A 24,341-nucleotide genomic window follows, 5' to 3' on the forward strand; every position below is an offset into this window, starting at 1 on the left:
ATCCACGCTCAGGATCACGTTGAAAAGCCGCGAGCCATGCGTGTTTTTGCGTTGCGCCGCCGCGCACGTGCATTGGCGCCTTCGCGGGCCCCGTGATACTGGCACTTGCCAACCCGATCCCGCAGCGCGACCCGCGCGCCGCCGTCCGAGGAAAGTTGGCTCATGGCCCGTGTAGAAACCGCATCGATCATCGAGGGCCTGACCTTCGATGATGTGCTCCTGCGGCCTGCCGCCTCCTCGGTGATGCCCACCGAGGTGAACGTCGCCTCCCGGCTCACCCGCACGATCCCCCTCAACCTGCCGATCCTCGCCTCCGCGATGGACACGGTGACCGAGGCGCCCATGGCCATCGCCATGGCGGCCAACGGCGGGATGGGCGTGATCCACCGCAACCTGGAGCCGCCGGAACAGGCCGAGCAGGTCCGTCTGGTCAAGAAGTACGAGTCCGGCATGGTGATGAACCCGATCACCATCCATCCGGACGAGACCCTGGCGGATGCCTTCGAGGTGATGAAGCGCAACCGCATCTCGGGGATCCCGGTGGTGGAGCGCGGTCCGAACGGGTCGCGCGGCAAGCTCGTCGGCATCCTGACCAACCGCGACGTGCGCTTCGCCACGAACTCCGCGCAGCCCGTCGCCGAGCTGATGACCCGCGACCGCCTGATCACGGTCCGCGAAGGAGTCACCCAGGACGAGGCCAAGCGCCTTCTCCACCAGTTCCGAATCGAGAAGCTGCTGGTCGTCGACGACCATTACCGCTGCATCGGCCTGATCACCGTCAAGGATATCGAGAAGCGCGTCGCCTACCCGAACGCCGTCAAGGACGAGCAGGGGCGCCTCCGGGTCGCCGCCGCCACCACGACCGGCGACAGCGGCTTCGAGCGCGCCGAGCGCCTGATCGATGCCGGCTGCGACGTGATCGTGGTCGATACCGCGCACGGCCACTCCATCAAGGTGCTCGATGCGGTCGCCCGGGTGAAGCAGCTCTCGAACGCCGTGCAGGTCATCGCCGGCAACGTCGCGACGCGGGACGGCGCCAAGGCGCTGATCGATGCCGGTGCCGATGCCATCAAGGTCGGGATCGGCCCGGGCTCGATCTGCACCACGCGCATCGTGGCGGGGGTCGGTGTGCCGCAGCTCACCGCCCTGATCGAGGCCGTCGAGGCGGCCGGCGAGGCCGATATCCCGGTGATCGCCGACGGCGGCATCAAGTATTCCGGCGACCTCGCCAAGGCGATCGCGGCCGGCGCCTCGGTGGCGATGCTCGGCTCGCTGCTCGCCGGCACCGACGAGGCACCCGGCGAGGTGTTCCTCTACCAGGGCCGGTCGTACAAGTCGTACCGGGGCATGGGCTCGGTGGGCGCCATGGCGCGCGGCTCGGCCGACCGCTACTTCCAGGCCGAGGTCAACGACACCCACAAGCTCGTGCCCGAGGGCATCGAGGGGCAGGTGCCCTACAAGGGGCCGGTGGGCAACGTCCTGCACCAGCTTGCCGGCGGCCTGCGCGCCGCCATGGGCTATGTCGGCGGCGCCACCATCCCGGAATTCCAGGCGCGGGCGCAGTTCATCCGCATCACCAATGCCGGCCTGCGCGAGAGCCACGTCCACGACGTGACGATCACCCGCGAGAGCCCGAACTACCCGTCCCGGACCTGAGGATCGCCGATGCGCACGCTGATCGTCGGAGCCGGCGCGACCGGCGGCTATTTCGGGGCGCGCCTCGCCGAGTCCGGCGCCGACGTGACCTTCCTGGTCCGGCCGGCCCGGGCGGCGAAGCTCGCCGCGCAGGGTCTCAACCTGCGCAGCCCGCTCGGTGATCTGCATCTCCCGGACCCGGCCACCGTCACGGCCGACCGGCTGGGGCAGGCCGGCCGGTTCGATCTGATCCTGCTGTCCTGCAAGGCCTACGACCTCGACAGCGCGCTGACGGACGTGGCGCCCGCTGTGGGCGAGGGCACGGCGATCCTGCCGGTCCTGAACGGCATGTCCCATCTGGACGCGCTCGACGCCCGGTTTGGAGCCGAGCGGGTCCTGGGCGGCGCCTGCGCGATCGCCGCGACGCTCGCGCCGGACGGCACGATCCACCACATGAGCGAATTGTGCAGCATCACCTACGGCGAGCGGGACGGGTCGCGTTCGGCGCGGATCGAGGCGGTCGACGCCCTGATGCGCGGCCTCAAGTTCCAGCCGCGGCTGAGCGACGTGATCCTGCAGGAGATGTGGGAGAAGTGGGTGTTCCTGGCCTCGCTGGCGGGGGCGACGACTCTGATGCGCGCGGCGGTCGGCGACATCGTGGCGGCGCCGGGCGGGACGGCGTTCATCGCGGCGCTCCACGCGGAATGCACGGCGGTGGCCGCCGCCAGCGGCTTCGAGCCCCGGGCCGTGGTGGCCGAGCGGGCGCGGGCGCAGTTGACGGCAGCCGGCTCCACCTTCACGGCCTCGATGCTGCGCGACATCGAGGGCAAGGGACGGATCGAGGCGGATCACGTGATCGGCGACCTGATCGCCCGTGGCCGGCGGCTCGCCCCCGAGGCCGCGTTCCCCATGCTGGCGAAGGTCTATACCGGTCTCAAGGCCTACGAAGCCCGGCGGGCGCGGGAGGCGGCCTGAGCCGCGCCCCGCGCCTTGCCGTCAGTAGCGGCCGGGCGGCGGCGGGGGCGGGCTGCCGTATTCGAGCTGCGTCTTGGCATCGACCGGCCGGCGCGGCGGCGGGGTGAAGTCCGGCTGAGCGGCGGGGGCACTCGCGCAGGCGGCGAGCGAGGCGGCGACCAGGGCCGCGAGGGCGACGCGAACGGCAGACGTCATGGGTGGGGATACTCCGGAGGCACGCCGGACCGCGAACCGCTCTGGTCCGAAGCCGGCGGATGCCATACGACACGCGGCGGCCCGCACGGCGGGCCACCCGAACGCGGTCTGAGCCGCGAACGTGCTCGAAGCTCGGCCGTACCGTGGCGTCATCGTGGGTGAAGCGTGGCCGTTTCGCGTCGACGCGAGCCCGTTCCACCAGACACAATCCGAAGGATCAGACCCCTGACACCCGCTGCCCGCTGCTCTGCCGCCATCGAGGTCCTGAGCGACATCTCCGAGCGCCGCCGGCCGGCCGCCGACGCCCTCAAGGATTGGGGCCTCGCACACCGCTTCGCCGGGTCGGGCGACCGGGCGGGCATCGCCAGCCTCGTCTACGATGCCCTGCGCCGCCGGTCGTCCGCCGCCTGGATCATGGGCTCGGACACGCCGCGCGCCGTCCTGCTCGGCGCCCTGCGGCTGCAGCAAGGCCTCGCCGCCGCCTCGGTGGCGGCGCTGTTCTCGGGCGAGCGCTTCGCCCCCGAGCCCCTGAGCGCCGACGAGCGCGCGCGGCTCGAGATCGGCTCCCTGCAGGACGCGCCGCCGGAGGTGGCGGGCGACGCACCGGGATTCATCCTCCCCGACCTCGCGGCCACGCTCGGCGACGACCTCGTGCCGGAGCTGAAGGCGCTGGCCCGGCGCGCGCCGCTGGACATCCGGGTGAATGCCCTGCGCGGCAGCCGGGACGCGGTGATGCCGGCTCTGGCCGCCTTTTCGGCGGCTCCGACGCCCTACGCGCCCGATGGCCTGCGGATCCCGATCGGCGCGGACGGGCGCGGCCCGGCGCTGCATGTCGAGGGGGAGTTCCTGGACGGCTGGTACGAGATCCAGGACGAAGGCTCGCAGCTCGCCGCGCTCCTGGCCGCGCCGCGGGCCGGCGAGACCATCGTCGATCTCTGCGCGGGCGGCGGCGGCAAGACGCTCGCCCTCGCCGCGGGGACCCGGAACGGCGCCCGCCTGATCGCCACGGACGGCGATCCCCGCCGCCTCGCGCCGATCCACGAGCGGCTCCGCCGGTCGGACGCCGCCGCCGAGGTGCGCACGCCGCGGACCGGCAAGGCCCGGACCGACGTGCTGGAGGATCTCGACGGACGCGTCGACCGGGTGGTGGTCGACGCGCCCTGCACGGGGTCCGGCACCTGGCGCCGGAACCCGGACGCCAAGTGGCGGCTCCGGCCCGGCAGCCTCGCGCTCCGCACCGCGGAGCAGACCCAGGTCCTCGACCGGGCGGCGCGCCTGGTGCGACCGGGCGGCCGGATCGTCTACATCACCTGCTCGCTTCTCTCCGCCGAGAACGACGCGGCGGTCGCCGGCCTGATGTCGCGCTGGCGCGGGCGTTTCGACGCCGTCCCGGCGGCCGATATGCTGGCGGCGGGTCCGGCCGCGCTGCGGGAGGCGGTCCGCACCACACTCCACGGGGTGCAGATGAGCCCGCACCGGACCGGGACGGACGGCTTCTACGTCGCCACCCTCGCGCGTCGGGACTGAGTCGCGGCGGAACCCGGGCCGGCATCCGCGACATAGATCGGGGCTCCTCGGGGAGCCGGGTTGGTCGGCGGGCGCCCCCGCCCGCGGCCTCATCGGGGAGACGCCCTTGCGCTTCGACCGCCGATTCCTGCTCGCCGGGCTCGGGAGCGCCCTCGGCCTGCGCTCTGCCCGGGCGGAGATCGACGGGCCGCCGGAGCCCACCTCCGGGCCGGCCCCACACGAGTCCGTCCGGGCTCTGCCGCGCTCCCTGCCGGGCGCGGACCTCCAGGTCATCGACCTGTGGCCGGGCGATGCGCCGGGCGGCGGCAGCGGGCCCGACGCGGACGGGTATCGCTATGTCGAGGGTCCCCGGGGCGACATCACCCGCGTCGCGCGGCCCTGCCTCCTGGTGATGCGGCCCGCCAACGCCAACGGCGCCGCGATGATCGTCGCCGCCGGGGGCGGCTACGCGTTCATCGCGCTCGGCAACGAGGGCGTGCCGGTCGGGCGGGTGCTGAATGCCGCGGGCATCACGGTGTTCCTGCTGATCTACCGCCTGCCCGGGGAGGGCTGGGGCTCGGGTCCCGACGCGCCCCGGCAGGACGCGCAGCGCGCCCTGCGGCTGGTGCGGGCGCGCGGCACGGAGTTCGGCGTCGATCCCGGGCGGGTCGGCGTCCTCGGCTTCTCGGCGGGGGGCCACCTGATGGGCGAGACGGCCGTCGGCAGCGCCCGCGACCTCTACCCCGGCGTCGATGCGATCGACGCCCAGCCGGTGCGTCCCGCCCTGGCCGGGCTGATCTACCCGGTCATCACCATGCGCAAGCCGTTCGACCGGACCGCCACGCGCCGGATCCTGGTGGGCGACGACGTGACCCCCACCGAGATGAAGACCTACTCGGTGGACCTGCAGGTCGGGCCGGAGACCCCGCCGACCTTCCTGGTTCAGGCCATCGACGACCCGATCGCGGTCGCCGACCATCCGCTGCTGATGTTCTCGGCCCTGCGCAAGGCGCGGGTGCCGGCCGAGCTGCACCTGTTCGAGCAGGGCGGCCACGGCTTCGGTCTCGGCGTGCCCGGGACCCCGGCGGCGGCATGGCCCGGCCTGTTCCTGGCCTGGATCCGCCTGCACGGCTTCCTGCGCGGCTGAGCGCTCAGCCTCCGCCGGCCTGCAACCGGTGCAGCTTGGCAACCTTCGGCCGGCTGGTACGGAACTGACCCCGCTCGACCGACACGAACACGATGGTGGCGATGGCCAGGGTGGTCAGCCACCAGATCGCCGTCAGGCCGACGCCGAGGCACGCGACCGCGAAGGCGGCGGCGAAACATCCCATCGCGCCCGGCACCAGGGCCGGGCTGTCCCGCCCGGCCCGGCGGATCGAGGCATAGAGCGCGAAGGCGGCGGCCAGGGCGCCGACCACGCCGAGCTCGTACCAGAACTCGAACAGCGCGGTGGTCGGCGCGTTCAGCGGGACCAGCCCGACCAGGCGTCCGCGCAGGGCGGTCTCGAATCCGTGGCCGGTGATCAGCCGCACAGGATCGGTCGTCACCACCTTCTGCCAGCTCTTCAGCGACAGCACCGAGGGGGCCAGGGGGCCGAGCAGGGCCGCGCCCACCGGCCGCGCCAGGAACGGCAGCAGCGGCGCCAGGGCCAGGAGCGCGGCCGCCAGGGAGGCCGTCAGGACCACACCGAGCCTCGGCCGGTAGCTCGTCACCGCGAAGGCGACGGCACCGACGGCCAGGGCGGCGATCTGGGTCGCGTCCGGCTGCACCGTGAGCGCAAGGGCGACCAGCAGGGCGAGGCCCAGGGCCTCGCGGTCGCGGCGCCGGGAGCGGAGCCAGGCGAGGGCGGGCCAGAGCAGCAGGATCAGGAGGACGAGGCCGCGGTCGAGGGCTCCGTCATCCTCGGTGCCGGACGGCGCCATGTGGGCACCGAACACGCCGAGCATGATCGCCACGATGGCGCTGGCCACCACCCCGAGCGGCAGCAGATAGAGGTTCGCCGAGCGCATCCGGTCGGGCAGGGCGAGATAGCCTAGGAGGGCGAGGCCGATCGTGGCCATCAGGTTGGCCAGCCGCTCGAGGGCCGGCCCCAGGAACGGCGTCCAGGTCAGCGACAGTGCCGACCACAGGACCACCAGCATGCCGGCCAGGAAGGCCGGCGCGGTCAGGAGGCGGGAGGCGGCCGGACGCACCGGGCGCTGGCGCCGGTCGATCACGCTGGCGATGATGAACAGGATCACCGCGATGGGCGCCAGGATCACCGATGCGCGGCGGGCCACCTGCGCGAGGACCGGAAGCACCACGAACAGGCCGAAGAAACCGATACGCCGCAGCAAGGCGGCGGCGTCGAGCGCCGGATCGATGGTGGACGAGGTCGACGCGCGCGGCATCTGGCGCCCTTTTCCCGAACCGGAACGGCCGGATCCCTGCTCGATACGCAAGGCTCGCGCAAGCCGCTGTAGACGTAGCGCCACACTTCCCGGTGTGCGGCGCCTCCTCAGGCCGTCGTGACGGCCCCACGCGGTCGGCGGCGGACCATCCGCCGGCCGAGATCCGACAGGACCCGCCAGCCGCCCCAGGCGGCGAAGAAGCCGATCAGCCCCGCGGCCAGCCCGTCCGCACTGGTCGGAACGGCCGGACTGAAGTCCCGGTAGGCGGCCTGGGCGACCGGCAGGTCGGGATCGCGCAGCATCGCCACCACCCGGCCGAGCGGGCTCATGGCCGAGGCCAGGGCCTGCCGCTGGGCATCGAGCCGGCCGAGCCGCGCGATGTCGGTGCGTGCGGCGTCGCCGCGCCGGGCCACGAGCTGGTCCGGATTCGTGCGGAGCCGGTCCACGGCGTCGTCACGGGTCGTGCCGGAGGCCCGCGCGTCGGAGTCGAGGACCTCAACCTGCCGGCGCAGCTCGTCCGCGGCGCCGCCGAGCCGCTGCGCGTATTGCTGCGCGAATTCGGGTGCCTGCGCCGCCACCACGCCGCCGAGCAGGCCCAGGGCGAGGCCGAGGGTGCGGAACACGCGGAACACGGTGGGCCTCCGGCACGACGAATCGACCTTCGACAAAGAGCATGCCTCCGGCCGGGGTTCCAGCGGGGCTCAGCCCGGAAGCGTCAGCAGGCCCGCATCCCCGTCGGCGCAGCCGAACAGCAACCGCGCGCCGCGGCCGTCCCACGCCAGCGCCGTCACGGTGCTGCCGGGCACCGCCGGGCGCACCAGCAGCTCGGCCGCATCGGCGAAGCGGACGAGCAGGATGCAGCCGTCCTCATAGCCGATCGCCAGCACCGGCGCCTTCGGGTGGAAGGCGACGCGGGACACCCGGGCCGGGCGGACCCCGCATTCCCGCGGGGCCTTGCCGGTCGGCCCCTCCTTCGAGTCGAAGGGCCACACGATGGCGGCCTCGGCGCCGCTGGTGGCGAGCCAGTGCCCGTCGGACGACCACGCCACCGAGCGGACCTTCCCGGGATAGCCCGACATCCGCATATGGCCGCGATCCGGCTGAAGCCGCCAGCCGTGCAGGGCGCTCTCCTGCATGGTCGAGACCACGAAGCGTCCGTCCGGCGACCACGTCACGTCGATGTGCGAGCCCTTCCACTCGATCACCTCGGCGGGCGTCTCCAGGTTCGGATACCAGAGGCTGACGCCGTTGTAGTGCGCCACCCCGAGGCGGTAGCCCTTGGGCGCGAACACGAGGCCGCGGGCGCTGGTCGGCGCCTGGAAGTGCCGTTCGCGCCCCTTGGCGTCCCGCGCCACGACGTTGCGGCCGGCGGACCAGGCCACGGCACCGTCCGGGTGCAGCGCCAGCGCGTCGATCCAGGCCCCGCCCTTGGCGAGGCCGAGCGGCTCCAGGGTTCCGTCGGCGCGGATCTCGACCACGCGACCGTCGTCGCCACCCGTGAGCAGCCGACCGCCACCGCCTGCGGCGACCAGGATCCCGCTCCCGGGATGCGCCGTGAGGCGCGTCAGGGCGCCCTCCCGCGCCAGCGCCACCGTGCCGTCGCCGAGCGCCAGGGCCGGGACGTCCTTCAGGAAATGGGCCGCGACCACGTGGGCCCCGGCCTTCAGCGCGGCCACGTGACTGGTCAGGGAGGGGTTGCTGAGCGGGCTCGTCATGTCGGGGGAACCTTCGCGGCGGCCGGATGGGCGCGCAAGACCAGGACTGCCGTGATCACCGCCAGTCCGCCGGAAATCGCCGCCGGCGCGACCAGGGCATAGAGGGAGAAGAGCCCGTAGGCGTGAGCGCCCAGGAAGGCGCCGAACAGCAGGGAGAGCCAGACCATCCCGTCGCCGACCCAACCGAACGGATCGCCGGTCCGGGTCAGCGCCTGGGCGATCTTCTGGCCCAGGCTGAACAGGGCACCGGTGACGAAGGTCGTGCCGGCGCGGAACCCCTTCACCTGCGCCAGGACCGCGTTCTGCGAGCCCATGGCCACGGCGACGAAGAAGGCCGCGAGGCCGAGTTCGGGGGATTGCAGGCCCAGGCCCAGACCGCCCAGGATCAGGAGCGATTCGTAGGCGAGGACCACCGGCGTCGTCCAACGCGGCGGCACCAGGATGGCGAGCCCGCTGCCCAGCACCGATCCGGTCAGGAAGGCCAGGAGCAGGATTGCGGGCAGGATCATGCGGTGCAGCTCGGCCTCCGCACCGAAGACGGCGAGCTGCGTGGTGTTGCCGCTCATGAACGAGGTGTAGAGGCCCCCCAGCCGCACGAAGCCCAGGGCGTCGACATAGCCGGCGAGGCCCGTGAGGAGCAGGCCGATGCCGAGCTGCCAGCGCCGGTTCACGCCGCGGCCCCGCGGCGGCGGCTCGGTAACCCTTCGTTAACCATTCGGGCCATTTCGTTCATCAGCGCCGGGGCTCGGTTAACGCACCGCTCACCAAACCCGCGCAAATGGATGCAATCAGGGTGAACACCGCGTCGGAAGGGGCCGTTGCCCCTGCGATCCGGTCTGGGGTTCTCGCGCCCCCGCCGGGTGAGTGGGAGTTGCGTCATGGTTCCGTTCGCTGCCGCTTTCGTCTGCCCGTCCATGCCCGTCCTGGACCCGGCCGCCGCCACGATCCTCGTCGTCGAGGATGAGCCGACCGTGTGCGAGCTGGCCGCCGAGGCGCTCCTCGACGCGGGTTATCGGGTGCTCACCGCCGCGGATGCGTGGCAGGCCGAGGCGATCCTGGCCGGGGAGAGCGTGGACATGCTCTTCACCGATATCGATCTCGCCCGCAACACGAATGGCCTGGCGCTGGCGCGGATGGCGCGGCGGCTCTGCCCGGACCTCGCGGTGGTCTACACCTCGGGCGGCCGGGCCAACCTGTCGCCCCGCGAGGCCGTGCCGGGCTCGGTCTTCGTGCCGAAGCCCTATCGGCCCGGCCAGCTCGTGAACCTCACCCGCGACGTCCTGCGCGCCGCGCTCCTCCACCACGCCTGATCCCGGCCTCCAAGGACCTTCGCCATGCGGCGCATTCTTTCCGCAGCCGGCCTCGCCCTCGCGGTGGCCGCCACGCCGGCCGAGGCGGCGTGCGACGTGAAGGGCGCGCAGATCGAGGAGGCGATCGCCGCCAAGAGCACCCTGCAGGCCGATGCGAACGCCCAGCTGGTGCGCGACCTGCGCACCCTGCGGGACGCGGCGATCGTGCTCGACACCTACAAGTTCCCGGGCGAGTGCGAGGTGCTGCTCGGGGTCGCCAAGTCGCTCCTGGCCAATCCCGGCCAGACCATCGAGCAGGGCGGCGATACCGACGAGGACAAGGCCGAGAGCCTTGTGGAGGCCCGGAAGCCCAAGGACGCGGCCGGCGGCACGAAGGCGAAGTGACGGCGCGGCCGGCGCGGGCCTGAGCGTTCGCCCGCCGCGGGCCGCCGCGTTCCGGCCTCAGAGCCGGCCTTCGCGGAACCGCGAAGGCGAACCTACCGGCCTCACCGCTCCTCCCCGGCGCTGGCGCCGATCCTGGCCCGCGCGAGCGCGCGGCCGAGCTTGGCGGCGATCTGTTGCCGGAGCAGGTCGGCCATCTCGATATCCACGAGCCGCCAGCTGAGGCCGCGCAGCCGCAGCCTGATCCGCGTGCGCTCCGCGCGCGCTGCCTCGGGCGGGATCGGGATCACCACCGATCGGAAGCCGCGCATCTCGAGGGCGGCGTAATAGGGCATCAGCCGGTCGAGCTTGCGGATCGCGAGGCCCTCCGGGCGGGCGCCCGCGGGCCGCTCCAGGTCGAGCTTGTCGGGCCAGCCGTTGGCCAGGAGATCGATCACCGTGTCGGGCGTCACCATCGTCTCGGACAGGGCGAGCGCGAGCCCGTAGGCGGCATCGTTCAGGCGCTGGCGGTCGCGGGGCTCCAGGTCCGTGTCGGTCTCGGCGGCGGCGCGCATCGCCGCGGTGATCTGCCGGACCAGGGATAGGCGCAGCGTCCGGAAATTCACGTGCGCCTCGACATAGGCGGCGTCGTGACGGCGCACGGCCTGCGCGAGATCGTAGAGCGACCAGAGCGGGCTCACCGTGAAGGCCAGCCATGCCAGGGCCAGGCCGAGCGGGATCGCGAGCCAGCGCACGGCCTCAGGACCCGGTACGCGGCGTCATGGCTCGCCCGCCCATTGCGCGAGCCCGGAAAACGCCGCCGCTACGCGTTCGTAGACGGGCCGCTTGAACGGCACGATCAGGTCCGGCAGCTCGGAGAACCCGGCCCAGCGCCACGCGTCGAATTCCGGCTTGTGCGCGCCCCCTCCCGGCTGATGCACGTCGATGAGATCCTCGGCGCCGAGGAAGCCGAAGGCGAACCATTTCTGGGACTGCCCTCTGTAGCGGCCCTTCCAGGCCTGCTTCATCACGGCCGGCGGCAGATCGTAGGCGAGCCAGTCCGGGATCTCGGCGAGCAGCCGGAGCGCCTCCGACGGGACGTTGGTCTCCTCGAAGAGCTCGCGGCGGGCGGCCGTCTCGGGATCCTCGCCGGGGTCGATGCCGCCCTGGGGCATCTGCCACATGTGATGGCCGGCAACGTGCTCGGGACCGGCATCCTGCCGCCGACGCCCGACGAAGACGCCCCCCGATCGCGCGATCAGGGCGACGCCCACGCAGGGCCGGTAGGGCAGGGCGCTGCCGAAGTCCGAATCCGTCGTCATCGGGAGGACCATAGGTCAGGCCTGCGTCGGGCGGCAACGCCGACTGGGGATGTCCGTCCGGGTCCGACGGCGCCATCAAGTTCCGCGACCGATGATCCTGCGGTCACTCAATCGGCCGTTGAGACACGCTTGTCGCGCGACCCGCGAAGCGCCACGCTGGCCGGCACGAGGTGAAGATTCCGGGCGTCGAGCTCCCTGGCCCAGCGCGCGATTCGGTCGACGCTGAGGGCGGCGCCGCTGGCCGAGACGAGGACGAAGCCGTTGGCCCGCGCCCGGGCCTCGGCCTGGGCCAGGGCCGCGTCGATGGCTTCGGCGCGCGGGGTGGCGTCGAGGACGATCTCGGCCCGGGCGATCGGGGTCTTCGCCTTGTTGAGGGGCGCGGCCGCCGTCTTCGGAGCCGTGCCGTCGTCGATGAAGCCGAGACCGCGGGCGCCGATCTCGCGCAGGACCGGCTCGAAGGCGGGATCCGCCATCAGCTTGGAGCCCATGAAGTTCGCGACGCCGACATAGCCCGGGAAGCGGGCGAGCGCCCAGGCCAGACGGTCGGCGTTCTCGGGCCCCTTCAGGGCCGTGAGCAGGGCCTGCGGGCCGGGATCGCTGTCGGGATAGTCGAAAGGCTCCATCGGCAGCTGGAGGAAGACCTCGTGACCGGCGTCGCGGGCCCGGGCAGCGGCGCGCTCGGCCTCGCCCCCGTAGGGCAGGAACGCGAGGCTGACCGCCGCCGGGAGGCGGGCGGTGGCGCCGGCGGTGGCCGCCTGGCCGACACCGAGGCCGGTCACCACGATGGCGATGCGCGGGCCGGTGCCGGGTTCCTCGTTCCGGGCATAGACGTCGAGGGCGCGGACGCGGCCCTCGCCGAGCTTCGGCATGAGACCGTGGCGCCCCGTCTCGCTGATCCGCGGGTCCGGGGCGGCGGCGAGCCGCGGCGCGGTCGGCGGGGGCACCCGGATCACCACGGCGTCGGAGGGCCCGGATCCGGCCGGGCGCACCACCGTCACGCCCGAGGCGGTCTCGACCTCCTCCGCGCTGCGCTGGAGCGACGGCGGCGCGGGGAGCGCGGCGGCGACCTGCGGCGCGGCGGCCGGCGCGGCCGGTGCGGACCGGCTCATCGGTTCGCGCAGCGTGATCCTGGCTTCCGCACGCGGTTCACCGCCCCGGGGATCGCCCAGCGCGAGCACCAGGCCGGCGGTCGCCAGGAGAGCCGCCGCGATGAATCCGGCCGCGACCCTGGGCTTGCGGGCGGACGCGACGAGGCGTCCGAACCGGCCGCCGGTCTGCTCCGGCGCCTCCGCCTCCGGCACCCCGAGGGGCCGCGTGAGGATATCGTCGGTGGACTCGGTCAAGCGGCTCTCGATGCGGGATCGTGGTCCCAGCACCGTCGGACGCGGCGCGGATCCCTGCACCTATTGCTGCCGGGTATGGTTAACGTTCCGCTAATACCCGGTCCGGATAGAAAAATCCCGCCCGGCGGCTGGCCGGGCGGGATCGGATACCTGGCGATCCGCGATCGACGGATCAGTTCGGCAGGCTCGGCTTCTGCTGCTGCGCCGCCGGCGTGCCGTTGGCCGCACCCTTCTGGATCCCGTGCAGGAAGTCGACGGCCGAGATCAGCTGCTTGTCCTTGGCCGGATCCGGCGGGACGTAGGCGGACGAGCCGCCGCGCTCGTCGGTGTCCTTCTGCTTCAGGTGCCCCTTCAGGCCGGCCTCGCCCTTGGTCTCGTCCTTGCCCTTCAGCTCGTCCGGAACCTCCTGCAGCACTTCGACATCCGGCTCGATGCCCTTCGCCTGGATCGAGCGGCCCGACGGCGTGTAGTAGCGCGCCGTGGTCAGCCGCAGCGCGCCGGAGCCGCCGAGGGGGATGATCGACTGCACCGAACCCTTGCCGAACGAGCGCGTGCCCAGGATGGTCGCGCGCTTGTGATCCTGGAGGGCGCCGGCCACGATCTCCGAGGCGGAGGCCGAGCCGCCGTTGACCAGCACCACCACCGGCTTGCCCTTGGTCAGATCGCCGGACTTCGCCGAGAACCGCTGCGTCTCATCGGGGTTGCGGCCGCGGGTGGAGACGATCTCGCCGCGATCCAGGAACGCGTCCGACACCATCACGGCCTGGTCGAGGAGGCCGCCCGGGTTGTTGCGCAGGTCGATGACGTAGCCCTTGAGCTTGTCGGCGCCGATCTCGCCCGACAGCTTGTCGATGGCCGCGCGCATGCCGTCGAAGGTCTGCTCGTTGAACTGCGTCAGGCGGATATAGGCGACGTCGCCGCCCTCGACCTTGGAGCGGACCGGCTTGATCTTGATCACGTCGCGGGTGAGCGTGACGTCGATCGGGTCCTTCGATTCCTTACGGGAGATCTTGAGCTTCACGCTCGAATTGACCGGGCCGCGCATCTTGTCGACGGCCTGGTTCAGGGTCAGGCCCTGGACCTGGTCGTCGTCGATCTGGGTGATGACGTCGTTCGCGAGAAGCCCGGCCTTGGCGGCCGGCGTGTCGTCGATGGGGGTGACGACCTTGATCAGGCCGTCCTCCATGGTGACCTCGATGCCGAGGCCGCCGAACTCGCCCCGCGTGGTCGTCTGCATGTCCCGGAACGCCTTGGCGTCCATGTAGCTCGAATGCGGATCGAGGGAGGTCAGCATGCCGTTGACCGCCGCCTCGATCATCTTCGACTCGTCCGGCTTCTCGACGTAGTCGGTGCGGACCTTCTCGAAGACATCGCCGAACAGGCTGAGCTGGCGATAGGTCTCGGCGGAGGCGGCCACCGCCCGCGGACCCGACAGAAAATCGGTCTGGGTCGCCACCATGGAGGTGCCGGCACCCAGGAAGGCGCCGAGCATGATCAGGGATGTCTTGCGCATCAGCCGCGAACCTTCTCGCCAAGTACCGTATTGCTCGGGCTCTTCGCCCACCACGGCTCCGGGTCGATGGAGCCGCCGTCCTTCTTGAACTCGACGTACAGGGTGGGATCGCCGTCGGACACCGACGGGCCCGCGCCCTTCTCGCCCATGCTGCCGACCGGTTCGCCCGCGAGCACGAACTGGCCGACCTCGACGCTGATCTGATCCATCCCCGCGAGCAGAAGATAGTAGCCGTCGCCCGCGTTGATGATCAAGAGTCGCCCGTAAGACCGGAAGGGTCCGGCGAATTGCACCCACCCGTCGGCGGGGGCGGAGACCGTCGCCTTCGGGCGCGTGGTGAACGACACGCCGCGCGTCATACCGCCGTTTCCGTCGGGCTGGTTGAAACCGCGCATCATCCGGCCACTCACCGGCCGCGGCACTTCGCCCCGTACATCGGCAAAATGCACTTTCGGTGCCAGGCGCGCCGGATCCCGGAACCCCGCCGCGGCAAATCGCTCCTGCGTGACCCGGACCTCGCGCTCGGCCGCGGCCTTCGCCTCTTCGGCGTTGCGTTTGGCCGCGACGACCTCCGCCTCGGTCCTGTCGAGCAGATCCTTCAGGGACTTGGCCTGGGCACCCAGTTCGGCGGCGCGCCGACGCTCGGCGGAGAGGCCGCTCTCGATCTCGGCCTGCCGGGCGCGACGGGCCGCGACCAGGGCCTGCAGCCGCTGCTGCTCGCGCGCCCAGCCGGCGAGGTCCGTCGCCAGACCCTCCTTGTCCTGGGCGATCAGACCGCGCAGGCGGATCATCTCGGCGAGATCGGCCGCGAGGGTGTCGACCTCGCCGCGCAGCTCCGGCACCACGGCGCCGAGCAGCATCGAGGTGCGGATGGCCGCCAGCACATCCTCCGGGCTCACCAGCACCGCCGGCGGCGGCCGACGGCCCATGCGCTGAAGGGCCGCCAGGATCTCGGCGACGATGCTCCGGCGCCCCTGGAGCGAGCGCCGGATCGCGGCCTCGCTCTCGCTCATCGCCTTCAGGCGGTCCTCCAGACGGCTCAGACGCTCCTCGGTCGCCTGCGCCTGCCGACCGGCGTCGAGGAGCGCGGCGTCCAGCTTGGCCCGATCGGTTCCGATCGCGGCAATCTCGGTCTCGAACTGGGCCCGCTGCCCGGCGCTGGCGGCGAGCGCATCCTGCACGCGTTTCAGGTTCTCGGCGCGGCGGTCGCGCTCCTCGTTGGCCCGCTGGGTCGCCGCCGCATCGTCGGGCGCGGGGGTCTCGGCGCGCGCGGGCGCGGAGATGAGGGCCATGCCCAGCAGAGCGAGGGCGGAAAGCCCATGTCGACGGCCGCAGGGCGGGCGCCGGATGGCGCGGACAGAAGTCTTCCGACCGGCACCGCTCACCGGGAGAGGCCCGAGCCGAACCGGGGCCGCCTCCAGGCCCGCCGGCGACGGCAGGTCGGTCCCCGCCCGATCCGCCGACGCGCGCATCTCCGGATGCGCGCGCCGGGCGGCGAGCCTGGACGGGAGAGGCCGGTACGTCCCGGAGGGATCATCCGCACCAGCGGAACGCGCGCTCACCGCGCCGGATGTCGCCACGGCCGGTCAGCCCGCCTCGCCGCGGTGATACGGATGGCCGGCCAGGATGGTCAGGCTACGATAGAGCTGTTCGAGAGCGAGCACGCGCACGAGTCCGTGGGGCAGGGTGGCGGCCCCGAAGGACAGAATCAGCTCCGCCTTCGTCCGAATTGAGGCATCGAGCCCGTCCGGGCCGCCGATCGCCACGACGAGGGCGGGTCGCGCCACGTCGCGCCAGGCCGCCACACGCTCGGCCAGGGCCTCGCTGCCGAGATCGGCCCGCCCGCGCTCGTCGTAGGCGAGCAGAACGCCGCCGGGCGGCAGATGGGCCGCGAGCGCCAAGGCCTCCTCGGCGCAGCGGTCGGCGGCCCGCCTCGCGCGGGACTCCGGGATCTCGACGCTGTCGCAGGCGAGGAAGCCCAGGCCGCGTCCCACCTGCGCGGCGCGGTCGCGATATCGTGACGCCAACTCGCGCTCAGGGCCGGCCTTCAGCCGGCCGACCGCCGCCAGGATGAGGCGCACCCCGGCACGCCCCGGCTCAGCCGGCCGCGAGCCCGATGGGACGATCGGCGCCCCACATCTTCTCGAGGTTGTAGAACCCCCGCACTTCGGGACGGAAGATGTGCACGAGCACGTCGCCCGCGTCGATCAGCACCCAGTCGCAGGCGGGCAGGCCCTCGACCCGGGCGTTGCCGAAGCCGCGGTTCTTCATCTCCTGGATGACCTTGTCGGCGATCGAGCCGACGTGGCGCTGCGAACGGCCGGAGGTGATGATCATGGTGTCGGCCAGGGACGTCTTGCCGGCCAGGTCGATGGCGATCGTCTCCTCGGCCTTCATCTCGTCGAGGCATCCGAGGGCGAGGGCCTTCAGGTCGTCCGAGCGCGCTAGGCCCGACTCATCCGGGGCCTGGACGGGGGTGCGGATCGTTTCCGTGCGGATGGTCTCGGGCAGAGTCCTGGTTCCTCGTGGTGCCGCGCAGCGGAGTCACGCCTGGCGGGAAAAGGGGAAATTGGCGGCATCCGGTCGCGATTGCAACCGTTGAGGCCCGGATCGGGCGGTGCCGGCCCCGCCGCCGTCGCGGATCGCCGTCGACGACAGGGCCGAACGGGGGCCGTGGAGGAACACCCAAGCCGGCGGGGTGCGCAGCGGAAGCGCCGGCGCGTCCGCCTCGGCCAGCCGTGCCCCGGCGAGCCGCCGCGCCGCCCGGGCGCTGAGCGGGGTCATCGTGAAGCCGGGCCGGTCGATGACGGCGATCGGCACCAGCCGCGCGATCTCGGCGAACCCCTTCCACCGGTGAAACGTCGCGAGCGAATCGGCACCCATGATCCAGACGAAGTGCACGCCGGGGCGCCGGCGCGCCAGGAAGCGCAGGGTCTGGACCGTGAAACGCGCGTTGAGGGCCGCCTCCACACCGGTGACCGCGATCCGCGGATGCCGCGCGACCCGCTGCGCCTGCGCGCATCTAAACGCCACGGCGGGCAGCGCAGTCCGGCTCTTCAGCGGGTTGCCCGGGCTGACGAGCCACCAGACGCGGTCGAGGCCGAGCCGGCGCAGCGCCATCAGGGTGACGTGCCGATGCCCGAGATGGGCGGGGTTGAAGGACCCGCCGTAGAGGCCGATCCGCATGCCGGGGGCGCTCGGCGGCAGGGTCAGCCGCACGCCGGGTCCTCGGCCGGCCTCACGGACGGGTCTGGCCGCTGCCGTGGACGCGGTACTTGAACGTCGTGAGCTGCTCGACGCCCACCGGCCCGCGCGCGTGCATGCGCCCCGTGGCGATGCCGATCTCGGCGCCGAAGCCGAACTCGCCGCCATCCGCGAACTGGGTGGAGGCATTGTGGGTCACGATAGCGGAATCCACCTCCGCCAGGAAGCGCGTGGCCGCGGCGTCGTCCTCGGTGACGATCGCGTCCGTGTGGTGGGACCCGTAGGTCTCGATGTGCTCGATCGCCGCGTCGATCCCGTCCACCACGCGGACCGCGATGATCGCGTCCAAGTATTCGGTCCGCCAATCCTCCTCGGTGGCCGCGACGACCCGCGGATCCGCCGACTGGGCCTCGGCATCGCCGCGGACGCTGCAGCCGGCGTCGAGCAGCGCACCCACCAGGGGCGCGAGGTGCGTCGCCGCGCAGGCGCGGTCCACCAGCAGGGTCTCGGCGGCGCCGCAGACGCTGGTCCGGCGCATCTTGCTGTTGAGGAGCACGGTGCGCGCCATGTCGAGGTCGGCGGCGGCGTCGACGTAGACGTGGTTGATCCCGTCGAGATGGGCGAAGACCGGAACCCGCGCCTCCGCCTGGACACGGGTGACCAGGCCGCGCCCGCCCCGGGGCACGATCACGTCGACGCAGCCGTCGAGTCCGGCAAGCATCAGGCCCACCGCGTCCCGGCTGCGCGTCGGCACGAGCTGGATCGCGTCCTCCGGCAGCCCGGCATCCGCGAGGCCGCGGCTCATAGCCCGGGCGATCGCCATGGCGGTGCGATGGCTGTCGGAGCCCGCCCGCAGGATGGCGGCGTTCCCGGCCTTGAGGCACAGCGCGCCGGCATCGGCGGTGACGTTGGGCCGGCTCTCGAAGATCACGCCGATCACGCCGAGCGGCACCGCGACGCGCTCGATCAGCAGGCCGTTGGGCCGCTCGATGGCGGCGAGCTGGCGCCCGACCGGATCCGCCAGGGACCCGACCTTCTCGACGGCATCCGCCATGGCGGCCAAGCGGCCGGGGTCCAGGGTCAGGCGGTCGATCAGCGCTACGCTCTGGCCAGCATTGCGCGCCGCCGCCACGTCGCGGGCGTTCTCGGCCAGGATCTCGTCGCCGCTCGCCCGCAGACGCTCGGCGATCCGCTTCAGCGCGACATCCTTGGTCCGGGCCGAGGCCAGCGCCATCCGGCGGGAAGCCGCCCGGGCGCGGCGGCCGATCGCCGCCATCTGCTCCGGGAGGCCGTCAGCCTCGGCGAAGTCCGATCTCAGGTTCAGGACGGGCACGCTGGCGTCCTCGATAGGGGTCCGCCGACCGATCGGCGCGGCGCAGGGAGCACGCGGTATTTGCACACCGGGCGCCGCACACACAAGCGTGCCCGAGTGCGGGTCGTCACACTAATCGACGACAGCACGATTGTGATTAATCCAATGCGAAAGTACGGAATCTATAATAATGCCAGATCATCACGATGCACCATCCAGGCACGGCCGGGATAATTGAGCAGATCCGGAATGCGCGCGCTCGGGTGCCCGATGATCAGGGCGGCTTCGGCGCTGTCGTAGGCGACGAGGCCGCGTCCGAGCACACGGCCTTCCGCGTCGCGGATCATCACGGCGTCGCCGCGGGAGAAGCTGCCCTCGATCGCCCGCACGCCGACCGGCAGCAGGCTCGCGCCGCCCATCAGGGCCTTGGCGGCCCCGGCATCGATGGTCAGCGTGCCCCGCGGCTCCAGGGAGCCGGCGATCCAGGTCTTCCGGGCGGCCGTCGGTGTGGACCCCGAGAGGAACCACGTGCAGCGGGCCCCCTCGCGCACGGCGCGCAGCGGGTTCTTCCCCCGACCGTCGGCGATCACCAGATGGGTGCCGCCCGAGATCGCGATCTTGGCCGCCTCGACCTTGGTGCGCATGCCGCCCCTGGACAGCTCCGAGGCCGGCCCGCCGGCCATGGCCTCGATCTCGGGGGTGATGCGCTCGACGACCGGCAGGTGCCGGGCGTCCGGGTCGACCTTCGGCGGGGCGGTGTACAGGCCGTCGATATCCGAGAACAGCACCAGCACGTCGGCGTCGATCATGGTGGCGACGCGGGCCGCGAGCCGGTCGTTGTCGCCGTAGCGGATCTCGGAGGTCGCCACCGTGTCGTTCTCGTTGACGACCGGCACCGCGCGCATCTCCAGGAGCTTCAGGACGGTCGCCCGGGCATTGAGGTAGCGGCGGCGCTCTTCTGTGTCCTGGGGTGTCACGAGGATCTGCCCGGCGACGATGCCGTGATGGCCCAGCGCCTCGGCCCAATGGCGCGCCAGGGTGATCTGCCCCACCGAGGCGGCACCCTGGCTCTCCTCCAGCCGCAGAGGACCGGCGGGCAGGCCGAGCACGGTTCGCCCCAGGGCGATGCTGCCCGAGGACACGACCAGCACGTCGACGCCGCGGGCGTGCAGCTCCGCGATGTCCTCCGCGAGGGCCGCCAGCCAAGCATGACGCAGGCGGCCGGCGACGCGGTCGACCAGCAGGGCCGACCCGACCTTGATGACGACGCGGCGGAATTCTTCGAGGACGGGGATCATGAGTCTGGCGAATGCGGGCGATTGACGCGGTGTGAACGAAGCGCGGGCCGTTGAACAGACGCCGGAGCACACGGGACGCATCGCGCCAGCCGCTCTGGCCGGCGAGCAGGGTGGAGGCTGTCAGACCGGGGCGCGGCATCCGTCGGGTCGGGCGCGACGCCGGGGCTGCCCGAAATCTCGCCCACGCCGGACATCGGCATCGGGGATCTTCACGGGCCCATGCATCCTGGCCCCGGCGCCGCCAGACGTGGCCCGGCCGCGGCGCCCGTCGCTCACGGCTCCCAGGCGGCCACCGGCTTCCGTTCGGCCTCCGCGCTGGCATCGATCTCGGCCTGGAGCGCCCGCAGCGCTTCGGGCACGCCCTTCCGGCTCGCCGAGGACAGCACCAGCGGCGCGCGGCCGGCGGCGCGCTTCAGCTTCGCCACCTGGCTCTTCAGCGTCTCGGGATCGAGGGCGTCGGCCTTCGACAGCGCCACGATCTCGGGCTTCTCGGCCAGCCCGTTGCCGTAGGCCTCGATCTCGCCGCGCACGAGCTTGTAGCTCTTTCCGGCATGCTCGCTGGTGCCATCGACGAGGTGCAGCAGCACCCGGCAGCGCTCGACGTGGGCGAGGAACCGATCGCCGAGCCCGACGCCCTCGTGCGCGCCCTCGATCAGGCCGGGGATGTCGGCGAGGACGAATTCCCGGTTGTCCGAGCGGACCACGCCCAGGCCCGGATGCAGGGTGGTGAACGGATAGTCGGCGATCTTCGGCTTGGCCGCCGTGACGCTCGCCAGGAAGGTCGACTTGCCGGCATTCGGCAGGCCGATGAGGCCGGCATCGGCGATCAGCTTGAGGCGCAGCCAGATCCACATCTCCTGCCCTTCCAGGCCGGGATTGGCGTGCTTCGGAGCGCGGTTGGTGGAGGTGGTGAAATACGCGTTGCCGAAGCCGCCGTTGCCGCCCTTGGCCAGCCGGATCCTCTGGCCGACCTCGGTCAGGTCGGCGATCAGGGTCTCCCCGTCGTCGGCGAAGATCTGCGTGCCCGCCGGGACCTTCAGCACCGCGTCGGACCCGTTGGCGCCGTGGCAGTTCGAGCCCATGCCGTGCTCGCCCTTCCTGGCCTTGAAATGCTGCTGGTAGCGGTAGTCGATCAGGGTGTTCAGCCCCTCGACGCACTCGACCCAGACGTCGCCGCCGCGGCCGCCGTCGCCGCCGTTCGGGCCGCCGAACTCGATGAACTTCTCCCGCCGGAACGAGACGCAGCCGGGACCGCCGTCACCGGAGCGGACATAGACCTTGGCTTCGTCGAGGAATTTCACAACGCTATCCCTTTGAGAGCACCGTCCCGGACCGCGGTCCGGGGCGATTCCCCAAGTCCCTCATCGGCATCGGCCCGAAAACCGGCCGCCCGTTCGGGACGATGATCTAAGGTGCGGACCAGCGATCCGCACCCTCGTTTCGTCGACGCGCGCCGTGCATCGCAGAGCGCGGAGGCGCCACCTCAGGCGGCTTCCGTCAGCGCCGCCTCGGCGACGCAGGCTCGCCACCGGGCCCGATCCAGCTGGAACAGGTCCACGGGCAAGTCGGCGCCGCGGGCGGGGAACGGCTTCATGCCGGTGCCGGTATGCACGAACCCGCAGGCCTCCAGCACGCGCCGAGAGGCGGGGTTCACGACCAGCGCCGCGGAGGCGAGCTCCGTCCCGCCCGCATAGGCGAAGAAGGCGTCGCACAGAGCCCGCACAGCCTCGCGCATCAGGCCGGCGCCCCAAAACGGCTGGCCGAGCCAGTAGCCGAGTTCCGGCGTGGCATCGGTGCCGGGGTGGATGCTGACCACGCCGATCAGGCTCGCCGGGGCCGAGCGCCGCGCGAGCGTCAGGGTCAATCCGGCGCCGGCCGCGTTCTCGGCCCGTGCCTGCAGCAGGAAGGCGTCGACCACGGGGGCCGGCAGCGGATGCGGCACCCGCGCCAGCATCTCGGCCACCGCGCGCTCGCCGGCCAGCGTCAGGATGGCGTCCCTGTCCCTGGCCATCGGCCAGCGCAGCCAGAGCCGGCGGGTCTCGATCCGGAAGACGTCGTCGCGGGTGAGATCGGGGAACATCGTGCCCTCGCAGGGCGGCGTCCCCGGCTCCGGGGCACCGCCTCAAGACGACGAAGGGGAGGATGGCGTCCCATCCTCCCCGGTGTTCCGTCCGATCCGGCCCGGCGGGGCTCGGCTACGACGTCTCCGGTCCGGTGTGGGACACCGGGCGGGACGCCAGCTTCGCCACTTGGGCGCCCGCCTGTTATTCCGCGGCCTCGGCCAGCGGCGTCACCGCCACGAACTCGCGCCCGCGGCGCGTCTCGAAGCGCACATGGCCCGGTACCAGCGCGAAGAGCGTGTGGTCCTTGCCCATGCCGACGTTGCTGCCGGGATGCCATTTCGTGCCGCGTTGGCGCACGATGATGTTGCCCGGGATCACGGCCTCCGAGCCGAACTTCTTGACGCCGAGGCGACGGCCGGCCGAGTCGCGGCCGTTGCGGGACGAGCCGCCTGCTTTCTTGTGTGCCATGGGACCTGCTCCGAATGCTGTGGGTCGCGCGGATCGCGGGCCCGATCAGGGCCCGCGCTCGATCACGCGGAGATGCCGGTGATGCGCACCACGGTGTGGTGCTGGCGGTGACCGCGCTTGCGGCGCGAGTTCTGGCGGCGGCGCTTCTTGAAGGCGATCACCTTCTTGTCGCGGCCGTGGCTCACGATCTCGCCCGTGACGCTGATGCCCGACAGGGTCGGCGCGCCGACCTGCGTGGCGCCCGCACCGTCGGCGAACAGCAGGACCTCGCCGAAGGTCACGGCCTCGCCGGCCTCGCCCGCCAGGGAGGCGATGGTGATGGTGTCGTTGGCGGCGACGCGGTACTGCTTACCGCCCGTCTTGATGACTGCGAACATCGTTCTCTCGTGTTCTCGAACGGCCTCCGGGGCGGCTGCCCCTGGACCGGCTTCTTGTTTGAAGTCATTGCGCGGGCTTGGCCCGGACAACGCGAAACGCGCGGACCCCAGGAGAGGCCGCGCGCCATGCGGCGTCACTACGGGCGCCGCGGCGGCGTGTCAATCCTGGCGGCCCGGATCAGCGGATCGGTGCGCCGGTCGCCAGGATGCCTTTCGCGACCGTGCCCTGCGGGCCGAAGGCCGCCAGGGCGTCCGTGCACCACGCGTCCCGGCCGTCCGCGGCGAGCTGCTGGCGCACCTGCGCGGCGCGGATCCGCAGCTTCTCCTCGAGGACGGCCTCCTGTCCGGCATTCACCCGGGCGGCGAGGCGAAGCGTGGTCAGCTGGCCGGCCCGCACCTGCACGCCGGGACAGGTCTGCTCGGCGATGATCGTGGTGGCGGCCGCCGCGGCGTAATTGTCGAGGGGGGAAGCGCTTGCCGGCGGCGCCGGGGGCGCGCCCACCTGTGCGGTGGCCGGCCCGGCCAGGGCCAGGGAGATGCTCACGACGCGCGCAATCCGCACAGCTCAGACCTCAACGGTGGCGCGGCCCGGCAGGGTGACGCGCCCGCACGGTTCCGGACGGCGGCTGACTACACCGGCACGGGCCCGGCGTCACCCGACCGACGCGTCAGGGGGCGGCCTTGAACTCGCCCTCGATGCGCAGCGTCACCTCGTCGCCGAGCTGCGGCAGGAAGGCGTTGATGCCGAACTCCGAGCGCTTGACGACGGCGCGCCCGTCGAAGCCCACGGTGTAGCGCTGGTCCACCGGGTGGATGCCCGCCTGATTGAAGGTGGCGTCGATCGCCAGCGGCCGGACGGTGCCGCGCAGGGTCAGGTCGCCGGTGATCCGTGCGGTGGTCGGGCTGGTCGGTTCGACCTTGGCGGCACTGAAGGTGGCGGTCGGGAACTTGGCGGTGTCGAGGAAGTCGGGCGTCGCGAGGCGCTCGTTCAGGCGCGCGCTGCCGGTGATCACGCCGCCGAGGGGCACGGTCACGGTGAGGCGGCTCTTCTCCGGCGCCTTCGGATCGAGGTCGAGCGTGCCGGTCAGGCCGGTGAACTGACCGTAATAGGTCGAGTAGCCGAGATGCGACACGGACCAGGTGATCTTGCCGTGGTCGGGATCGAGCACGTAGGAGCCCGGCCGCACCTGGGTCGGGTCCGCGCTCGGGGCGATCGGAGCCGCTGTGACCGGGTCGTCCGCCGCCCGGGCGGCGCCCAGGCACAGCATACCGATCAAGGCAAGAAGCGGCGCACGCATGATCATCCCCCGGCGCCCGGGCGGCACCGCGCCCCTGATTTCATGAACCCCCGGCGC

27 protein-coding genes are annotated in these 24,341 nt (G+C 72.3%); 6 read left to right on the forward strand and 21 right to left on the reverse strand.

The window, feature by feature from the left end; genetic code table 11:
- Positions 1–162: 162 nt before the first annotated feature.
- Together guaB and panE are read left to right on the forward strand one after the other, a co-directional pair.
- Entirely contained in the window at positions 163–1,656 is a 1,494-nt protein-coding gene (gene guaB / locus MKL01_RS17555) for an IMP dehydrogenase (protein ID WP_243906480.1), read from the forward strand.
- A gap of 9 nt (positions 1,657–1,665) precedes the next feature.
- Entirely contained in the window at positions 1,666–2,610 is a 945-nt protein-coding gene (panE, locus tag MKL01_RS17560; protein WP_243906481.1) for a 2-dehydropantoate 2-reductase, read from the forward strand.
- Between the two features lie 21 nt (positions 2,611–2,631).
- On the opposite strand, the gene MKL01_RS17565 is transcribed toward panE, so the two are convergent.
- The gene (locus MKL01_RS17565; RefSeq protein WP_243906482.1) at positions 2,632–2,805 is read right to left on the reverse strand and encodes a hypothetical protein; all 174 of its coding nucleotides are present in this window, start codon (positions 2,803–2,805) and stop codon (positions 2,632–2,634) included.
- 225 nt (positions 2,806–3,030) lie between these two features.
- On the opposite strand from MKL01_RS17565, the gene MKL01_RS17570 reads away from it, so the two are divergent.
- Entirely contained in the window at positions 3,031–4,332 is a 1,302-nt protein-coding gene (locus MKL01_RS17570) for an RsmB/NOP family class I SAM-dependent RNA methyltransferase (RefSeq protein WP_243906580.1), read from the forward strand.
- 106 nt (positions 4,333–4,438) lie between these two features.
- Complete coding sequence (locus tag MKL01_RS17575) at positions 4,439–5,458, forward strand: alpha/beta hydrolase (RefSeq protein WP_243906483.1); 1,020 nt, start codon at positions 4,439–4,441, stop codon at positions 5,456–5,458.
- 4 nt (positions 5,459–5,462) lie between these two features.
- Here MKL01_RS17575 and MKL01_RS17580 read toward each other — a convergent pair whose 3' ends face one another.
- From MKL01_RS17580 to MKL01_RS17595, 4 genes are all read right to left on the reverse strand, one after another.
- Complete coding sequence (locus MKL01_RS17580; protein ID WP_243906484.1) at positions 5,463–6,701, reverse strand: peptide ABC transporter permease; 1,239 nt, start codon at positions 6,699–6,701, stop codon at positions 5,463–5,465.
- A gap of 107 nt (positions 6,702–6,808) precedes the next feature.
- Positions 6,809–7,333: a DUF2937 family protein gene (locus MKL01_RS17585; protein ID WP_243906485.1), complete on the reverse strand. Its 525-nt coding sequence runs from the start codon at positions 7,331–7,333 to the stop codon at positions 6,809–6,811.
- Between the two features lie 69 nt (positions 7,334–7,402).
- Positions 7,403–8,416, reverse strand: a complete 1,014-nt coding sequence (locus tag MKL01_RS17590) for a WD40 repeat domain-containing protein (RefSeq protein ID WP_243906486.1) — start codon at positions 8,414–8,416, stop codon at positions 7,403–7,405.
- Positions 8,413–9,087 (reverse strand): YoaK family protein, encoded by a 675-nt coding sequence (locus MKL01_RS17595; protein WP_243906487.1) that lies wholly within the window; start codon positions 9,085–9,087, stop codon positions 8,413–8,415. Before MKL01_RS17595 ends, MKL01_RS17590 begins: the two co-directional genes overlap by 4 nt.
- 207 nt (positions 9,088–9,294) lie before the next feature.
- Between MKL01_RS17595 and MKL01_RS17600 the strand changes: the two genes are divergently transcribed.
- A complete protein-coding gene (locus MKL01_RS17600) occupies positions 9,295–9,726 on the forward strand; it encodes a response regulator (protein ID WP_243906488.1) in 432 nt (143 codons plus the stop codon).
- Between the two features lie 24 nt (positions 9,727–9,750).
- Entirely contained in the window at positions 9,751–10,110 is a 360-nt protein-coding gene (locus tag MKL01_RS17605; protein WP_243906489.1) for a photosystem reaction center subunit H, read from the forward strand.
- Positions 10,111–10,211: 101 nt separating this feature from the next.
- On the opposite strand, the gene MKL01_RS17610 is transcribed toward MKL01_RS17605, so the two are convergent.
- From MKL01_RS17610 to MKL01_RS17685, 16 genes are all read right to left on the reverse strand, one after another.
- Positions 10,212–10,841 carry a DUF2939 domain-containing protein gene (locus tag MKL01_RS17610; protein WP_243906490.1) on the reverse strand — a complete coding sequence of 210 codons (630 nt, stop codon included), beginning with the start codon at positions 10,839–10,841 and terminating at the stop codon, positions 10,212–10,214.
- Between the two features lie 24 nt (positions 10,842–10,865).
- Positions 10,866–11,420, reverse strand: coding sequence for an RNA pyrophosphohydrolase (locus MKL01_RS17615; RefSeq protein ID WP_243906491.1), 555 nt, complete (start codon positions 11,418–11,420; stop codon positions 10,866–10,868).
- Between the two features lie 95 nt (positions 11,421–11,515).
- On the reverse strand, positions 11,516–12,751 hold the full coding sequence (locus MKL01_RS17620; protein WP_243906492.1) for a divergent polysaccharide deacetylase family protein: 1,236 nt from the start codon (positions 12,749–12,751) through the stop codon (positions 11,516–11,518).
- Positions 12,752–12,923: 172 nt separating this feature from the next.
- Entirely contained in the window at positions 12,924–14,264 is a 1,341-nt protein-coding gene (locus MKL01_RS17625; RefSeq protein ID WP_243906493.1) for a S41 family peptidase, read from the reverse strand.
- On the reverse strand, positions 14,264–15,556 hold the full coding sequence (locus MKL01_RS17630; RefSeq protein WP_243906494.1) for a murein hydrolase activator EnvC family protein: 1,293 nt from the start codon (positions 15,554–15,556) through the stop codon (positions 14,264–14,266). The genes MKL01_RS17625 and MKL01_RS17630 overlap by 1 nt, the downstream gene beginning before the upstream one ends.
- 294 nt (positions 15,557–15,850) lie before the next feature.
- On the reverse strand, positions 15,851–16,345 hold the full coding sequence (rlmH, locus tag MKL01_RS17635; protein ID WP_243906495.1) for a 23S rRNA (pseudouridine(1915)-N(3))-methyltransferase RlmH: 495 nt from the start codon (positions 16,343–16,345) through the stop codon (positions 15,851–15,853).
- A 16-nt stretch (positions 16,346–16,361) separates the two neighbouring features.
- A complete protein-coding gene (rsfS, locus tag MKL01_RS17640; RefSeq protein ID WP_243906581.1) occupies positions 16,362–16,748 on the reverse strand; it encodes a ribosome silencing factor in 387 nt (128 codons plus the stop codon).
- Positions 16,749–16,808: 60 nt separating this feature from the next.
- Positions 16,809–17,483, reverse strand: a complete 675-nt coding sequence (locus MKL01_RS17645; RefSeq protein WP_313901472.1) for a nicotinate-nucleotide adenylyltransferase — start codon at positions 17,481–17,483, stop codon at positions 16,809–16,811.
- Between the two features lie 19 nt (positions 17,484–17,502).
- Entirely contained in the window at positions 17,503–18,801 is a 1,299-nt protein-coding gene (locus MKL01_RS17650; RefSeq protein WP_243906496.1) for a glutamate-5-semialdehyde dehydrogenase, read from the reverse strand.
- A 161-nt stretch (positions 18,802–18,962) separates the two neighbouring features.
- Entirely contained in the window at positions 18,963–20,078 is a 1,116-nt protein-coding gene (gene proB, locus MKL01_RS17655) for a glutamate 5-kinase (protein ID WP_243906497.1), read from the reverse strand.
- 272 nt (positions 20,079–20,350) lie between these two features.
- Positions 20,351–21,379, reverse strand: coding sequence for a GTPase ObgE (gene obgE, locus MKL01_RS17660; protein ID WP_243906498.1), 1,029 nt, complete (start codon positions 21,377–21,379; stop codon positions 20,351–20,353).
- A gap of 182 nt (positions 21,380–21,561) precedes the next feature.
- The gene (locus MKL01_RS17665) at positions 21,562–22,158 is read right to left on the reverse strand and encodes a GNAT family N-acetyltransferase (RefSeq protein WP_243906499.1); all 597 of its coding nucleotides are present in this window, start codon (positions 22,156–22,158) and stop codon (positions 21,562–21,564) included.
- Positions 22,159–22,342: 184 nt separating this feature from the next.
- Entirely contained in the window at positions 22,343–22,609 is a 267-nt protein-coding gene (gene rpmA, locus MKL01_RS17670; RefSeq protein ID WP_243906500.1) for a 50S ribosomal protein L27, read from the reverse strand.
- Positions 22,610–22,671: 62 nt separating this feature from the next.
- A complete protein-coding gene (gene rplU, locus MKL01_RS17675; RefSeq protein ID WP_243906501.1) occupies positions 22,672–22,986 on the reverse strand; it encodes a 50S ribosomal protein L21 in 315 nt (104 codons plus the stop codon).
- A gap of 178 nt (positions 22,987–23,164) precedes the next feature.
- The gene (locus tag MKL01_RS17680; protein ID WP_243906502.1) at positions 23,165–23,530 is read right to left on the reverse strand and encodes a hypothetical protein; all 366 of its coding nucleotides are present in this window, start codon (positions 23,528–23,530) and stop codon (positions 23,165–23,167) included.
- Between the two features lie 124 nt (positions 23,531–23,654).
- A complete protein-coding gene (locus MKL01_RS17685) occupies positions 23,655–24,284 on the reverse strand; it encodes a YceI family protein (RefSeq protein WP_243906503.1) in 630 nt (209 codons plus the stop codon).
- Positions 24,285–24,341 lie beyond the last annotated feature (57 nt).

Origin of the sequence: Methylobacterium sp. J-070, from assembly GCF_022829385.1 — a bacterium.
Classification (GTDB): domain Bacteria; phylum Pseudomonadota; class Alphaproteobacteria; order Rhizobiales; family Beijerinckiaceae; genus Methylobacterium.